Source organism: Aquabacterium fontiphilum (assembly GCF_009909205.1).
GTDB lineage: Bacteria > Pseudomonadota > Gammaproteobacteria > Burkholderiales > Burkholderiaceae_C > Aquabacterium > Aquabacterium fontiphilum.
This window is the reverse complement of sequence record NZ_JAAAPN010000001.1, coordinates 421,756-437,463: the sequence shown is the minus strand read 5'-3', so window position 1 is coordinate 437,463 and position 15,708 is coordinate 421,756. Positions and strand designations below refer to the sequence as shown.

13 protein-coding genes are annotated in these 15,708 nt (G+C 67.4%); 8 read left to right on the top strand and 5 right to left on the bottom strand.

Annotated elements, in window-relative coordinates; genetic code table 11:
* Positions 1-6: 6 nt before the first annotated feature.
* Positions 7-585: a TetR/AcrR family transcriptional regulator gene (locus GTZ97_RS01840; RefSeq protein ID WP_161648790.1), complete on the bottom strand. Its 579-nt coding sequence runs from the start codon at positions 583-585 to the stop codon at positions 7-9.
* Positions 586-659: 74 nt separating this feature from the next.
* On the opposite strand from GTZ97_RS01840, the gene GTZ97_RS01835 reads away from it, so the two are divergent.
* From GTZ97_RS01835 to GTZ97_RS01825, 3 genes are all read left to right on the top strand, one after another.
* Positions 660-1,904 (top strand): DAPG hydrolase family protein, encoded by a 1,245-nt coding sequence (locus GTZ97_RS01835; protein ID WP_161648789.1) that lies wholly within the window; start codon positions 660-662, stop codon positions 1,902-1,904.
* A gap of 91 nt (positions 1,905-1,995) precedes the next feature.
* Complete coding sequence (locus GTZ97_RS01830) at positions 1,996-4,812, top strand: ATP-binding protein (RefSeq protein WP_161648788.1); 2,817 nt, start codon at positions 1,996-1,998, stop codon at positions 4,810-4,812.
* Between the two features lie 197 nt (positions 4,813-5,009).
* Entirely contained in the window at positions 5,010-6,278 is a 1,269-nt protein-coding gene (locus GTZ97_RS01825) for a pectin acetylesterase-family hydrolase (protein ID WP_161648787.1), read from the top strand.
* Positions 6,279-6,362: 84 nt separating this feature from the next.
* On the opposite strand, the gene GTZ97_RS16455 is transcribed toward GTZ97_RS01825, so the two are convergent.
* On the bottom strand, positions 6,363-6,851 hold the full coding sequence (locus tag GTZ97_RS16455; RefSeq protein WP_201748117.1) for an FxDxF family PEP-CTERM protein: 489 nt from the start codon (positions 6,849-6,851) through the stop codon (positions 6,363-6,365).
* Between the two features lie 319 nt (positions 6,852-7,170).
* A complete protein-coding gene (locus GTZ97_RS01815; protein ID WP_161648786.1) occupies positions 7,171-9,030 on the bottom strand; it encodes a phosphoenolpyruvate carboxykinase (GTP) in 1,860 nt (619 codons plus the stop codon).
* Positions 9,031-9,410: 380 nt separating this feature from the next.
* Between GTZ97_RS01815 and GTZ97_RS01810 the strand changes: the two genes are divergently transcribed.
* Genes GTZ97_RS01810 through GTZ97_RS01795 form a run of 4 tightly spaced genes read left to right on the top strand, consistent with a single transcriptional unit; the run spans position 9,411 to position 12,775 of the window.
* Complete coding sequence (locus GTZ97_RS01810; protein WP_161648785.1) at positions 9,411-10,280, top strand: hypothetical protein; 870 nt, start codon at positions 9,411-9,413, stop codon at positions 10,278-10,280.
* A 6-nt stretch (positions 10,281-10,286) separates the two neighbouring features.
* Complete coding sequence (locus GTZ97_RS01805; RefSeq protein WP_161648784.1) at positions 10,287-11,003, top strand: ABC transporter permease subunit; 717 nt, start codon at positions 10,287-10,289, stop codon at positions 11,001-11,003.
* Entirely contained in the window at positions 11,000-12,148 is a 1,149-nt protein-coding gene (locus GTZ97_RS01800) for a molybdenum ABC transporter ATP-binding protein (protein WP_161648783.1), read from the top strand. Before GTZ97_RS01805 ends, GTZ97_RS01800 begins: the two co-directional genes overlap by 4 nt.
* 18 nt (positions 12,149-12,166) lie before the next feature.
* Positions 12,167-12,775 carry an MOSC domain-containing protein gene (locus tag GTZ97_RS01795; RefSeq protein WP_161648782.1) on the top strand — a complete coding sequence of 203 codons (609 nt, stop codon included), beginning with the start codon at positions 12,167-12,169 and terminating at the stop codon, positions 12,773-12,775.
* 15 nt (positions 12,776-12,790) lie between these two features.
* On the opposite strand, the gene GTZ97_RS01790 is transcribed toward GTZ97_RS01795, so the two are convergent.
* Both GTZ97_RS01790 and GTZ97_RS01785 read right to left on the bottom strand, forming a co-directional pair.
* Complete coding sequence (locus GTZ97_RS01790) at positions 12,791-13,111, bottom strand: hypothetical protein (RefSeq protein ID WP_161648781.1); 321 nt, start codon at positions 13,109-13,111, stop codon at positions 12,791-12,793.
* Entirely contained in the window at positions 13,108-14,028 is a 921-nt protein-coding gene (locus GTZ97_RS01785; RefSeq protein WP_161648780.1) for a 5'-nucleotidase, read from the bottom strand. The genes GTZ97_RS01790 and GTZ97_RS01785 overlap by 4 nt, the downstream gene beginning before the upstream one ends.
* Before the next feature lie 113 nt (positions 14,029-14,141).
* Between GTZ97_RS01785 and GTZ97_RS16935 the strand changes: the two genes are divergently transcribed.
* Positions 14,142-15,698, top strand: coding sequence for a methyl-accepting chemotaxis protein (locus GTZ97_RS16935; protein WP_161648779.1), 1,557 nt, complete (start codon positions 14,142-14,144; stop codon positions 15,696-15,698).
* The last annotated feature ends 10 nt before the right edge of the window (positions 15,699-15,708 follow it).

Genomic DNA, 15,708 nt, shown 5'->3' with positions numbered 1-15,708 from the left:
CCGCGCTCAGGCCTGCAAGGCACGCAGCAGCAGGGCTTGCTGGGCCGCGCTCAGTGGCGCCTCGCTGCCGCTTCGGATGCAGTCCAGCAGGTGGCCATCGACCACGGTCACCAGCATGCGGGCACGGTCTGCCGGCTCGGGCAAGCCGCATCGGTGCAACGCCGCCTCGGTGGCGGCCAGAAACTGCGCCCGCATGGGCGCCAGCATGGCCGCCAGCTCGGGCTCGCGCGAGGCCACCATGAACAGCTCGAAGCGCGCCGCCAGGCGCACGCGGTTCGGCGCGCGCAGCCAATCCACCAGGCGGTGCTGCACGCGGGCAAGCAGATCCGGCAGCGTCCAGGCGGGGGTGCCGGACGCATCCGCCGCCGCGGCATCTGCCACCAGGTCCGCCATGTCGAGCGCCACATGGCGTGCCAGCGTCAGCCGCAAGAGATCCAGCCGGGTCCGGCAGTAAAACGAGGTCGAGCCCGCCGGCAGCCCGGCCTGGGCGTCCACCGCACGGTGGGTCAGCGCCCGCACACCCTGGCTGCCCAGAATGGCGATGGCGGCATCGGCCAGGCGGGTTCGGCGATCAGCTTGTTCCATGACAGCGGGTTTCCACGGTGGAGGCGGTTTCTCTACGCCTGTAGATTAGCACTCTACAAACGTAGAGGAACGCCATGACTGCCTTGTTCGCCCCTGTGCCATCTGCGGCGCGCGCCCGCGCTTGCCTCTGCCACGCCGTGTCGGCACTGAGCCTGGCCATGCTGCCGCTCGCAGGTGGCACGCTGCTGGCCACCGCGCCGGGCATCGCGCACGCGACGACCGTCAGCACCGCGCAGGCCTGGGTGCTGCAGGGCGTGCGCCCTGAAGCGCTGAGCTGGCTGTGGGACAACCTCGACGCCGCACTCTTCCAGCGGGGCCACCGCGACAACGTGAACCTGCGCTGGCTGCAACCGCCCGCCACCCCGAACGACCTGGGCTACTCGGCCGGTGCGGTCTACGAGGCCCACGTGCGGTGGGACGGCGTGACGCGCCGCATCACCGTGCGCTATCTGCCGCCCGAGCAGGTGCGCGCGCGGGTGCCCTCGGACAACTTCCTGGGCCGCAAGCCCTACAGCTTCCTGGCGGCCGCGGTGTCGGTGGACGACGGCCTGCCATTCACCGTACTGGTGCACTACACCGCCAGCGGCACACAGTTTGGCGACAGCACCGTCCGCATCGAGGCGCTGGACGCCCCGGAGCCCGCCGTGGCCCGCGCCTACGTGGCCCACCTCAGCCAGACCTTGCAGGGCCTGCAGGCCACGCTGATGAAAGAGCTGGACACCTTCTTCAACACCGTGTTCCTCCAGCGTGGCCATTACCAGATCAGCCCGACCTCGCCCCAGCTGACACGGAGGCTGACGGTGGTCCAGGAGATCAAGGGCATCACGCCCGACATGCTGGCCTGGTGGTGGGACCACATCGGCAACACCGACCGCTACCGCATGTGGCAACCGGTCGACCACGTGAGCTTCGAGTGGGCGGTGGCCCCCACGCGGCCCGATCTGCAGTACGACGTCGGCGCCGTGCAGAAGGTCAAGGAGTACATCGGGACGGGCGTGTGGAGCCTGAGCATCACGGGCGCCGACCCCGCCGTGCAGGCCCCGCCCGTGCCCCTCGTACCGGGCGAAGGCCATTTCTACGCGCGGGCCAACCCCACCTGGCTGGGCAACCTGCTGCCCAGCAACGGCCTGGTGCACAGCTGGCGGGCGAATCCGCAAGGCGATGGGGTGATCCTGACCTCCACGTTCGAGAACACCGCGCTGGCCCAGTTGCTGAGCCGCACCTTCTTCGATGACCTGGGGCGCCACGCCTTGCGCGAGTTCCAGATGCTTCCGCATTTCCTGCCCCGCCTGTACCGCCGCGAGCACCTCGGGCAGTAAGGCGCAGCCAAGGACGGCGCTGCCGGCGCGGGCAGCAGACTCCGGCACAATCGGCGGTTCGCTGCCCGCGTACCGGATTTGTCCCTTTTTCATGTTTCACCTGCAAAGCCTCGAACTGCTGCACTGGGACTACTGCCAGCGCCTGACCCTGCCACTGGACGGCAGCATCATCACCGTGGCCGGTCCCAACGGCTCAGGCAAGACCACCTTGCTGGACGCCATGCGCACCCTGCTGGGCCTGGAGTGCTCGGGCGGGCGCAGCTACAAGACCTACGCACGCCACGCCAACGCCGACAGTGCCTGGCTGCGCGCCACGGTGGACAACCGCCCGCGCAACCGCCAGTCCAGCAACCGGCCCTTTGCCCGCTGCCTGCTGTATGCCGATGTGGTCACGCTGGTGTGCCGCATCGACCGCAATGGCGGCGACTGGACGCGCCGCTACATCATGGTCGAAGGCGATGTGAGCATCGAGCAACTGATCGAGCGTGGTGACAAGGAGTGGCTCGGGATCGACAACTGGCGCAAGCGCCTCGAGGGCGCTGGCCTGTCGCGCGCCATCGCCAAGGTGCTGGCGCTGGAGCAAGGCCAGACCGACCGCCTGTGCGAATACAGCCCCAAAGAGCTGCTGCGCCTGGTGTTCGACGTGTTCGGCGACCAGGAGGTGCTGGACCGCTACGACGAGGCCCGTACCCACCAAAAGCAACTGCTGCAAGAGGTGGAGACCGCCGAGCGCGAGCTCTCGCATGGCAAGGCCCAGCGCGCCGAGCTGGAATCGCGCGTGAACCTCTACCGCCAGTACGAGCTCAAGTGCCAGGAGCGCGAGACCCTGGCCACCGAGGTGGTGCCCGTGCTGAGCAATGTGGAGACGCGCAAGCAACTGGCCAACAAGTTGCGCGAGCTGCACCGCCAGCGCCTGCAATCGGCCGACGACCGTCGCCAGCACGCCCAGGTGAAAGCCGACCTGCTGCAACGCCTGCACGAGCAGACCGCTGCGGCCGAGCGCGTGGAATCGCTAGAAGCCCAGGTGCGCACCGCCCGCCGCCTGCAAGAAGAGGCCCGCGATGCCGAGCGCCCGGTGGAGGCGCTGGTCAAGCGCGCCGATGAGCTGCAGGGCCTGGCCGTGGTGGAGGGCGATGCCGGCCAACTCACCACCCGCATCGCCGAACTGAGCGAGCACAAGCAAAAGCTCTCGGCCCAGTGGCAGCGCCTCAAAGACCAGCGCGACGACGCGCAGCGTGCCTTCGATGGCCTCAAGGGCCAGCGTCTGGCGCCGCCGCCCCATGATGTGCAGCGCTTCCGCCGCGTGCTGGATGACGCCGGCATCGTCCACCACGTGATCGCCGACGTGATCGAGATTGCCGATGAGCGCTGGCGGGCAGCCGCAGAAGGCGTTCTGCGCGGCAGCCGCTGGGTGGTGGTGCTGGCCAACCCGCGTCACGAAGCCCAGGCCATGGCCCTGGCCGAGAAAGAACGCTACCGCCACTACATCGTGGCCGATGCCGAAGACGCCCCCGCCCAGCCCGACCCCCACAGCCTGCTGGCCGTGCTCAAGGTGAGTGCGCCCTTGCCCCACTGGTTGCTGCGCCAGCTGGCGCACATCCGCCGCGTGGACAGCACCGAGGCCGGCGTGAAGGTGGGCGGCGAGTGGATCACCCCGGAGGCTTACCACCGCGACGGCCGAGGCGGCCGCAGCGTGTGGGTGGAGCCCGGCCAGTACCAGTTCGGGGCCTCGGCCGTGGCGGCACGCCGTCACTCCATCGAAGCCCGCTTGGCGCAACTGGATGAAGAGATGACGCGCGTGGTGCGCGATCAGGCGTTTTTTGAGCGGCAGCTGCAAGACGCCAAGCAGGCCGCTCAAGGTTTCACCGCCGCCGCCGAGTTGCTCGAGCGCGAGGCCGAGTTCAACGAAGCCCGTCGCCAACTGCCGGTGCTCAAACAAGCCCGGGTGGACGCCGGCGAGCGCTGGCAAGACGCCGAGCGCCAGCTCAAGCACGCGGTGGTCGAACAGACCAACGCCCAACATGCTTATCGGCAAGCCCAGGAGCGTCTGGCCCATCTGGAGGGCCGCAGTGCTCAGCACGCGCGCGAATGGCAACAACGCTTTGACGACGTGATCGCGCAGGCCGTGATGTCACGCGAGGTCAAGCTGTCGCTGCCCGCGCGCTGGCGCCGCCCCGAGCGCGTGCGCGAGATGCTCGAACACTATGGCAATGCCACCCAGGCCCGTCTGCGCGCCGAAGCCGTCGAGCGCGAGCTCAACGATGGCCAGTGGGAAACCGACGCCACCGTCATCGAGCAGCTCACGCTGATGAACGCCAACGTCATGCGCCAGGAAGACGAGCTCAACCAGCGCAAGGCCAGCAATGTGGCGGCCGGCATCGCGGTGGACAACGCCCGCGAGCGCTACACCGACGTGCTCAAAGCCACCGTGCGCCGCTATCGCAAGAACATCGTTGAGCTGGGGCAACTGGCCGGCGTGGAAGTGAACGCCGAGCTGCCCCACCTGGACGGCGACGACACCGTGCTGCGACAGGCCGAACTGCGGGTGCACTTCAACTTCGATGGCAAGGGCGCCATTGGCCTGAACGACGGCGAAGCCTCGGGCGGACAGCAGGTGATCAAGTCCCTGATCCTGCTGGTGGGCCTGATGAAGGACGACGAGACCCCCGGCGGCTTTGTCTTCATCGACGAGCCCTTCGCTCACCTGGATGTGCGCAACATCCAGCTGGTCGGCCACTTCCTGCGCAGCACACGCGCGCAGTACGTGCTGACCACGCCGATCACGCACAACGTCGAGGTGTTCGAGCCGGCCGACATCACCCTGGTGACGGCCAAGAAGCCCAAGGGCGCGCGTTGGGCCCCGCCCATCGGTGTGCTGCAGCGCCGGGTCCCGGCAGAGGTCTATTGACGCGTTTAGCACGGCCATGGCGCACGCATCGCGCGCAAACCCCTACGACAACGGGCGCCAAGCGTCAGGCGCCCGACAGTCACCCCCTCATCCTCGCTGCAGGATGGGCGCACACCCGGTGTAACACCCCATCATAAAAAAACGGTGTCACGCGAAGCTGGGTGCATGTGTCCACACACCTGTTCGAGGAGAGAACCATGTCCCTGCAATCCCTGATTGGCCGCTGTACCCAGATACTGGGCGGCAGCCTGGCGCTCAGCCTGGCGGCGCACGCCGGCTACTTCCAGTGGGAAACCGTCGAGTTGCCGGCCTCCAGCGGCGCCAGCTGCGGCAACGGCACGCCCTACCGCTTCTTCGTCAACCGCACGCCGTTCACCAGCAAGACGGTGGTGATGTTCGAAGGCGGCGGCGCCTGCTGGGATCAGGCGGCCTGCAAAGGCGGCAGCCTGCTGGCGGCCGTGAACCCCGACGGCGTGCCGGCCAACTACATGAGCGACATCAACCGCCAGGCCAAGCTTGGCCTGGTCACGCCGTTCACCGCACGCCTGCACCCGCTGCAGCGCGTGCAGACGCAGGACTGGAACATCGTCTACCTGACCTACTGCAGCGGCGACGTCCACACCGGCAACAAGATTTCGGTCTATGACAATGTCGATCCGACCAAGCCGCTGACCTACTACCACCGCGGCGCGGTCAACGCTCAAGCCGTGGCCAAGTGGATGGCCAGCAACCTGCCCAAGCAGCCCGCCCACCTGCTGCTGACGGGCTTCTCGGCCGGCGGCGTCGGCTCGGCTGCGCTGTACGCCGATTTCCGCGAAACCCTCAGGCCTCGCAAGATGGCACTGCTGGCCGACTCCGGCCCGCTGTTCGACGTGCCGCGCAACGCCACGCCCGAACAGGCGCCCTCCGTCTTGCTGCACAACAAGATCCGCGACGTGTGGGGCCTGGACGGTCCCAACGGTCTGGTCACCCAGCTGATCACCAAGTACCCACAAGCCGGCTCGGCCGACAACCTCGGCAGCGTCACGGCCGGCATCGGCAAGATGTTCCCGCAGGACCGGATCGGCTACGCCGTGTTCCAGGAGGACACCAACTTCTCGGCCTTCTCGTACCAGAAGTTCTATCCCGAGATCGCCGCCGAGCCGGACAAGACGCTGCGCGAGCGCATGCTCAACGTGAAGTGGCGCCAGGAGCTGCGTCCCTGGATCGCACAGATGAACACGCAACCGAACGTAGGCTACTACATCCCCAACAAGCGTGAACTGAACGGCTCGCACTGCCTGACCATCGTCACCTTTGGCGGCACCAGCATCCTCGACAAGGGGCTGCTGTCAGTGGGCACCTTCCTCGACAACCTGCTGGACGGCAAAGGCACGCCCATCCGCGCCTACGAGGACAAGCCCACCAGCCAGCGCGTGCTGTTAAGCGACTGGTTTGCCGACGTGGTGCTGGGCGGGCTGATCTGAGCGCCGCTCAAGCATAAGAAAAGCGAGCCCGAAGGGCTCGCTTTGCTTTGGCTGGCAAGAGGCCGTGGACCGGCCTCATTCAGCTCACTGAGCCTTACGGCGGCGGGCGGCCACGGCGCCAACCACGCCGAGGCCAGCCAGCATCAGGGCGATGGACTCTGGCTCGGGAACGGGCTGAGCGTAGATGCTGCCGATGTACCCGCTGAAGCCGGGCAGCGCGCTGCCCTTGACGGTCAGGGTGTAGCTACCCACGTCCAGACCAGCCGCGGAGAAACCAAAGCCGTTGTTGTTGGCCGTCAGGGGGCCCACGCTGATACCGTTGATCAGAATGTCAGAGAAGGTCACCGAGTTGTTGATGGCGGCGACCGAGCCGATCACGTCGCTCAGGCCGGTGATCGAGAAGGTGTAGCTGTTCGAAAACACGGTCGGCGAAAAGTCCGTCGTGAACGAGAAGTACAGCTCGGGCGCTGCGGTCAGCGGGCCCAGGTCGCCGCCCGGGGGAACGGCAGCGGCGGTGGCCGCGAAAGTCGAAACCGCCAGCAGGGATGCGGCGGCGAGTTGCTTGATTTGCATGCTTGTTTCTCCTTGAAACGAATCTCCGCCGGTACCGCACTGCGCGAGGCAGACCGGGTAGACCGCACGGACTTAACTACCCGGTAAGCGTATTCTTCCGTTGCCACCCGGTGCGGGATATCCCTCATCCGGGTGATGTCAGTTTGCTCACAGGGCTCACGCCCTGTTTCAAACGCGGAGGCACGCTCGTCGACGTGCGATTTTTGTGCACTCCCTCACAACCCGCACCCCCCCGTTTAGGTGAGTCCGTCATGTATTCGGGCAGGGAAACGTAAAAAAGGCCCCGCAGGGCCTTTTTTAAGGAGTCTTTCAGCCAGTTTCAGGCCGCGAGACGCTGCTCGATCTTGGCCTTGGTGGCGGGCAGTTCAGCCGGCAGGTGGTACGACAGCTGGGTGAACAGCTCATCGTGCAGCTTCAGTTCTTGCTGCCAGGCGGCGGTGTCGATGCCGATCACCGACTGGAACTGCTCCTTCGAGAAGTTCAGGCCGTTCCAGTTGATGTCTTCGTACGTCGGGCTGATGCCGAAGGCGTTCTCCACGCCCTGGGCCTGGCCCTGGATGCGGCCCAGAATCCATTCCAGCACGCGCATGTTCTCGCCGTAGCCCGGCCACACGAACTTGCCATCGGCGCCCTTGCGGAACCAGTTCACGCAGAAGATCTTCGGCGTCTGGGCGCCCGACGCCTGCAGCTTGCTGCCGAGGGTCAGCCAGTGCTGGAAGTAGTCGCTCATGTTGTAGCCCATGAAGGGCAGCATGGCGAAGGGGTCACGGCGCACCACACCTTGCTGGCCGAAGGCGGCAGCGGTGGTCTCAGACCCCATGGTGGCGGCCATGTAGACGCCTTCCGTCCAGTCGCGGGCTTCGGTCACCAGCGGCACGGTGGTCGAACGACGGCCACCGAAGATGAAGGCGTCGATGGCGACACCGGCGGGGTTGTCCCACTCGGCGTCCAGCGCGGGGTTGTTGGTCGCAGCCACGGTGAAACGGGCGTTCGGGTGAGCGGCCTTGGCGCCGGTCTGCTTGGCGAGCTCGGGCGTCCACTCGTTGCCTTGCCAGTCGGTCAGACGGGCCGGCGGCGTGTCGGTCATGCTTTCCCACCACACATCACCCTCGGGCGTCAGGGCCACGTTGGTGAAGATCACGTCGCGGTCCAGCGAGCGCATGCAGTTGGGGTTGGTCAGCGTGTTGGTGCCGGGAGCCACGCCGAAGTAACCCGCTTCGGGGTTGATGGCGTACAGGCGTCCATCCTTGCCAGGCTTCACCCAGGCGATGTCGTCACCGATGGTGGTGACCTTCCAGCCGTTGTAGCCCTGAGGCGGGATCAGCATGGCGAAGTTGGTCTTGCCGCAAGCCGAGGGGAAGGCAGCCGCCACGTGGAACTTCTGGCCCTGGGGGTTGGTCACGCCCAGCAGCAGCATGTGCTCGGCCAGCCAACCCTGGTCGCGGCCCATCGTGGAGGCGATGCGCAGCGCGAAGCACTTCTTGCCCAGCAGCGCGTTGCCGCCGTAGCCCGAGCCATACGACCAGATTTCGCGGGTCTCGGGGTAGTGGACGATGTACTTGGTGTCGGGGTTGCACGGCCAGGCAGAATCCTTCTGGCCTTCTTCCAGCGGTGCACCCACGGTGTGCACACAGGGCACGAACTCGCCGTCGGCGCCCAGCACGTCGATCACGCCCTTGCCCATGCGGGTCATGAGCTTCATGTTGACGGCCACGTAGGCGCTGTCAGACAGCTCGACGCCGATGTGGGCGATGTCCGAGCCCAGGGGGCCCATCGAGAAGGGCACCACGTACATGGTGCGGCCCTTCATGGCGCCCTTGAACAGGGCCTGCTCGCCGGTTTGCAGCTTGGCACGCATCTCGGCGGGGTCACACCAGTTGTTGGTGGGGCCGGCGTCTTCCTTGCGGGCCGAGCAGATGAAGGTGCGGTCTTCCACGCGGGCCACGTCGGACGGGTGGGTCCAGGCCAGGTAGCTGTTGGGGCGCAGCTCGGGGTTGAGCTTCTTGAATGAGCCGGCCGCAACCAGTTGGGCGCACAGGCGGTCGTACTCTTCGGTCGTGCCGTCGCACCAGTAGATGTCCTTGGGTTGCAGCAGCGCAGCCATCTCGGCCACCCAGGCAATCAGTTTGGTGTTTTTGACGTAGGCAGGTGCATTCACCTGTGCAGCAGCAGTCGTCATGAGAAGCTCCAAAAGTAAAAAACAGGGTCTCGACAACGCTCTTTGGCCTTGATCTGCGTGCAACGCCTGCAACCGATCCGGCCCACCAACGCTGTCGACACCCCGCCCGACCACCGCAAGAAGACGCAGATGCCCAAAGCCTGCCGGGCGTCATGCTTTCGTCACAGTGGTAACCGCGTAGTTTAGTGCACCCCAATGTTTTTGCGTTCCCCCCTTGTCCGAGGGACCCGGTCGGGCAAACCGGGCTAGGGTGAGAACGGGGTCACGGGATGTGTCGGTTTTTGTATCCTGATACACCTTTGCGGGCGGCCTGGCGCCGGGTCGCCTGGATGGCAGGCACACTGCCAAAGCCCCGGCCCGCGCCGTTCCACGCAGTCGTCATGTCGTCCCTGCTCACGCCGCTCCACTTGCAGTCCCCTTGCACGCCCTCTGACCCGCTGATGTATCCGATGGGGCTTACCCCGGCGTCACCGGTCAACGCCGTCCGCCGGGGCCTGCTGGTTGCCGCTGGCGGGTTGTTGGCAAGTGGACTGGCCTCGGCCGCGCCCCGGGTCCCGCCGCGCGCGGAAAGCCCTCCCGTGGGCATGGACCCGGTGGCGATGTCGTCGGGCCTGGCCGCGCGCTGGGCCGCAGCCATGCACCGAGACATGGGCTGGCAGGCCCGCTGGCAGGCCCTCGGCAGCTTGGCCGTGCTGGCGCAACTGGAAGCGGGCGACCTGCCGATGGGCGTATTTCTGGCCACGCCTCGGGCAGACGCGCTCGATCGAGCCGGGTTGATCCACGATCGCCATACGCTGGCCTACACCGACCTGCTGCTGGTGGGCCCCAAGGAAGACGTCGCCGGCCTGCGCGGCGCGGGCAGCCTGGTCGACGCCTTGCGCCAGGTGCTGGCTGCGCATGCAGCGGGTGCCGCGGAATGGGACGCACCGGCTGCCGGCGACGCGCTGGCCGACTGGGTAACCAAGTGGTCACCAGGGCTCCCCCGCACCAACCGCCCCCCCGTCTCCGCCCCTCTTTCTGCCCTGCCCTACCGACTGGTGACCCGAGCGGCCTGGTCCGGCCGCGCGGCCGACCGCCAAGCCCGCATTTGGGCCGAGAGCTCGCCCGACCAGGCCGTCGCCCTGCAGGTGGCGCGCTCGTTTCGCAGCCGTCACCCCGGCGCCGGCCTGCTCGTGAAGTGGTTACAGGCGCCGCTGGCCATGAAACAGGTCCGCGCCGGGGCGCCTGGCTGGCGGGCGGCGGGGCGCTGAGTGGCCATGGGCAGCTGGATGCAAATCCTCGGGTGGGCGGGCCTGCTGGCTGCCACCACTGTCTTGCTGTGCATGCCCGCAGCCCTGGCTCTGGCCACCTGGATGGCTCGACAGCGCTGGCGCACCAGCGCCTTGCTGGACGTGGCCATTTTGCTGCCGGCAGGACTGCCGCCCGCTCTGGCGGGGCTGGCCATCTGGCTGGGCTGGCGCCGCCCTGATCTGCAGTGGCTATGGCAGGCGCTGCGCGACTGGACGCCGTTGCAATGGGTTCTGGCTACCTTGGCCGCCTGCTGCCTGCTGACGCTCCCATGGATGATTCGCCTGCTGCGCCCAGCTTTTGAAGAACGCAACCCCATGCTGGCCGGCGTGGCCCGCACACTGGGCGCCAGCGCCTGGCGAGCCTGGTGGACGGTGTCGCTCCCGCTCGCCCGCCCGGCCCTGGTGTCGGCGTTGGCCCTGGGTTTCGCGGTGGCCTTCGGCGAAGCCCTCATCGCCATGCTGGCCATCGCCGCCCTGACACCGGACGCGCTACCTGGGCGCCCCGACTGGCTGGCGGTTCGGGCCGCCCTGCGCGCCGCGCTGCAGGAAGAACAAACCTGGTGGCTGCTGGGTGCAGCCGCGATGACGGTGTCCTTCGTGGGCGTGACGCTCAGTGAGTGGAGCCGTCGGGCCTGGCGACGACAACTGCAGCGCCAGCGACAACAGCGGCAGGGCACGGCATGAGCGAACGCAGCCCGAGCGCGCGCCCCTTGAGCGTGGAGCTCAAGCTCAAACTGGCCGCCCTGGACGTGCGCGCGCAGTTCCGCGTCGCAGCCGGGCGCGTGTGCGCGCTGGTCGGGCGCCCCGGTTCGGGCAAGTCCGGCCTGCTGAAGGCCGCGGCAGGCCTGGCGCCGGCGCTCAGCGGCCGGGTGGCGATCGGGTCCGAGGTGCTGTACGACGCGGCGGCCGGCGTGGACCGCCCGCCTCACGCTCGCAGGCTAGCCTGGCTGGATGGCCAGACCCACCTCTTTCCCCACCTGACGGTCAGGCAAAACCTCGTGTACGGTTGCCGCCAGCCCCAGGCCGGCCCGCTCACCTTTGAGGACGCCATCAACTGGCTGGATCTGGGCGCGCTGTTGGGGCGCTTGCCCGAGCGATTGCGCCCGGCACAGCGAGTCAAGGTGGCGCTGGGCCGGGCCCTGCTGTCACGGCCGCATGCGCTGCTGCTCGATGACCTGCTGGGCAGCGTGCATGACAGCGAGCACGACGCGCTGCTCGACCTGCTGGCCGAGGTGCCCACCCGCTTGCGACTGCCCATGGTGCTGGTCAGCCCGCGCATGCACGACGTGGTACGCCTGGCCGACGACGTCGTGATCCTGCACGAGGGCCGTGTGGCCAGCGCCGGACCGGCTGCCCAGATCCTGTCGGATGTCTCGCTGTCCACCTTTCTCGAGGGTGTGCACGCGGGCAGCGTGCTGGAAGGCGAGGTCAAGCGCCATGACATCGAGTGGCTGCTCAGCGAGGTGGACGTGGGTGGGCAGCGCGTGAGCGTGCCGGCCATGCTGTTTCCGGTGGGCACGCGCGTTCGGCTCAAGCTGCGGGCCCGCGACGTCACATTGCACCGTGATCTCCCGATCGACACCAGCTGCGCCAACCACCTGCGCGGGCGCATCACGCAGGTGATGCTGGCCGGTGAGCACGGCACCTATGGCGCCGTCGGAATCGAACTGGACCGCGCAGTCGACCCGCTGCAGCCCCAACTGGTGGCGGGGCCAACCCTGTGGGCGCTGCTCACACGCAAATCCATTCAGCAGATGGGCTGGGCACCCAGCCAGCCCTGCGTGGTGGGCTTCAAGGCCATGGCCCTGACCGCATCGGCCTGGCGCTGACGCGGTATGCTGCCGGGCATGTCGCTGCTGCCCCGCCAACTGCTCTCCGTCAACGTGGCCCAGGCTGAACGCTGGGAGATCGAGGGGCGCAGCATCCTCAGCGGCATCGGCAAGCGGCCTGTGTCGAGCGTGACTGCGCCACAGCGCATCGCCGTGCGCCCGCTGGGGGTAGAAGGCGATGAACAGGCCGACCTCACCGTACACGGCGGGCTGTCAAAGGCCGTCTACGCCTATCCCCATGAACACTACGCTTTCTGGCAGACGGTGCGCGCGCAGGCCGGCGCGCAACCATGGGGCGAGGCCCTGCCGCATGGCATGCTGGGGGAGAACCTCACGCTGACGGGGCTGCTCGAAGGCCAGGCGTGGATCGGTGATGTGCTGGTCTTTCCGGACTGCACGCTGGCCATCAGCGAGCCGCGCCAGCCCTGCTACAAGTTCGCCGCACGCATGGGCTTCCCCCAAGCGGTGAAGATGATGGCCCAGTCGGGCTTTTGCGGCTTTTACCTGTCGGTGCGCAAGCCCGGCACGCTGGCTGCCGGCGAAGCGTATGAGCTGGTTCCCGGCCCCCGCGAAGTCTGCATCGCCGAGCTGTTTCGCACCAAGATGCGAGGACGCAAAGCCGACTGACGGCTGCGCCCGTGCTCAGTCCTCGTCATCCCAGCGGCGCAACGCCTGGCGCACCCCATCGAGCCACTTGCGCACCTCGGCGCTGGTGCGCAGGGTCTGCGACGCCCACTCAGGCCGCGCGCTCGGGCGCTTGGCCAGCCTGGCCACCAGGGCGGCGCCCTCAGCGTCCAGCGCCAGCTCGATCACCGGCTGGCTCTTGCAGGCAAAGCGCACGGGCTGGCTGCTGCCCTGCTCCACGAGCGGCTTGAGCTCGCGCAACTCGCGCCGCAGCTTGACCAGCGCCTCGTCCGCCTTGAATGGCGGCAGCGCAAAGAAATCACCCAACTCGTCGCTCATGCCGCAGCCTCCCGGCTGACCAGGTTGACCACGCCGGCGGCCACATGACCAGATGGCACATGCGGTGCCGCGTTCTCGACGTGGCCGGTCTGGTCATCGAAAAAGAAATCGGGCTCGAACTCACGCAGGAACGGCCCCTTGGGCAGGCCGCCGAGGAACATGGCCTCGTCGACCTCGATCTGCCAGTTCATCAGCGTGCGGATGGCCCGCTCATGCGCCGGGGCGCTTCGCGCCGTGACCAACGCCGTGCGCACGCGCATGCCGCCCTGCGCCGCGCGCCGCTGCAACTCATGCAGCGCCAGCAACAAAGGCTTGAACGGCCCGTCAGGCAGGGGCTTGTCGGCCCGTTCCACCTCATGCGTGTGGAAGGCATCGATGCCACCCTGCTGGAACACCTGCTCGGCCTCATCCGAGAACAGCACAGCATCGCCGTCGAACGCGATGCGCACCTCCCCCGGGTGGCGGTCGCCCGCACGGGCCGCATGCGGCAGCACCCGTGCCGCCGGCACGCCCGCCGCCAGCGCCTGCCGCACATCCGCCTCATTGGCCGACAGGAAAAGATGCGCCCCCAGTGGCTTGAGGTACTGCCAGGGCGGACGGCCCCGCGTGAACACGCCGCGCTCGATGGGCAAGCCATCGTGTTGCGCCGAGCGAAACACCCGCATGCCCGACACCGGATCGTTGCGCGACAGGATCACCACCTCCACCTGGGACGCCGCCGGCGTGTTGAAGGCCAGCAGCTTGCGTACCAGCGCATGGGCCACGCCTGGCCGCGCCGGCTCATCAACCCGCGCGAGCTGCAGTTGCATGTAGGCGTGGTCGTCCGAGCCTTCGAAGACCTGGTTTTCTTCTTCGAAGTCGAACAAGGCGCGGGAGGAAATGGCCACGACGAGGCGGCCGGTCAGGGAGGCTGGCATAGCGATCCGGACGAGACAGACTGCACAGTATCGCAAAGTCCTTGTTCAAGCTGCTCAAGGGCGAAGTGCGGCGGACGATAGCCCTATCCGGAGCATCCACTAAAGGACAGCACATGAGCTGGCTGCACAACCTGCGTATCGGCGCACGCCTGGGCGCCGGCTTTGGCACCATGTTGGTGCTCACGGCCGCGCTGGGCATCTTCGCCTTGATGCAGCTCTCGACGGTCAACCACACCGCTGAGGACATGCAGCAAAACTGGCTGCCCAGCACGCGTCACGCGGCGGAGATGAACACCGCGACATCGGACTTCCGGATCGCCGAGTTTGAAGCGGTGCTCGCCCGGGACGGTGAAGCCCGAGAGCAAGCGGTCGCCGCGCAAAAGCGTGCGTCCGACGCGCTGCAACGTGGCGCGGCGGCGTACGAGCCACTGATCGCGTCGGATGATGAGCGACAGACCTACACGCGGTTTCAGCAAGCATGGGAGGCGTATGTCGCCGGCCACAAGGAAACCATGGCCCTGGCCGTCAGCGGGCAACAGGACGCCGCGCTGGCCCGATTGAACGGCGACGTTCGCACCCGGTTTGACGAAGCCTGTGCGGCACTGGATGCGCTGACCGAACTCAACGCGGCAGCTGGTCACGCGGCTGGGGAGCGGGGGGCGGCGGTGTACGCCGCGGCCAAGGGATGGATTGCGGCGGCGCTGGCAGCCGTCGCCGCCATCGGCGCCGTGCTCGCCTGGCGGATCAGCCGTTCCGTGACGGGGCCGCTGTCCCAAGCCGTGGCGCTGGCTGAACACATCGCCACAGGGGATCTGAGCCAACGCATCACCGTCCAGGGCCGTGACGAAACCGCCTTGCTGCTCGGCGCCATGCAGCGCATGCAAACCAGCTTGGCCGATGTGGTCGCCAAGGTGCGCAGCAACGCCGAAAGCGTTGCCACCGCCAGCGCGCAGATTGCGCAGGGAAACCTGGACCTCAGCCAGCGCACTGAAGAGCAAGCCAGCTCGCTGCAGCAGACCGCTGCCTCGATGGAGCAACTCGGCGCCACGGTCAGACAGAACGCCGACCATGCCCACGAAGCGAATCGCCTGGCAGGTGGCGCCTCTGGCGTGGCCGAGCAAGGCGGCCAGGTGGTTGGGCGCGTGGTCCAGACGATGCAGGATATCCAGCACAGCTCGCGCCGCATCAGCGACATCCTGTCTGTCATCGACGGCATTGCCTTCCAGACCAACATCCTGGCGCTGAACGCCGCCGTCGAAGCGGCACGCGCTGGCGAACAGGGCCGCGGCTTTGCCGTGGTGGCCAGCGAGGTACGCAGTCTGGCGCAGCGCAGCGCCGGTGCAGCCAAGGAGATCAAGCAGCTGATTTCAGCCAGCGTCGAGCAGATCGACACGGGCAGCAGCCTGGTGTCGGAGGCCGGTCAGACGATGTCCGAGATCGTTTCGGCCATCTCACAGGTGACCACCATCGTCAGTGAAATCAGCCACGCCAGCGCTGAGCAGAGTTCGGGCGTGAGCCAGGTAGGCGACGCCATCGGGCAGATGGATCAGGTCACGCAGCAGAATGCCGCGCTGGTTGAAGAAAGCGCGGCTGCGGCTGAAAGCCTCAAGCAACAGGCCGATGCGCTGGTGGACGCGGTCGCGGTGTTCCGCCTCGCCGGGGACAGGTGACTGGCGCCAC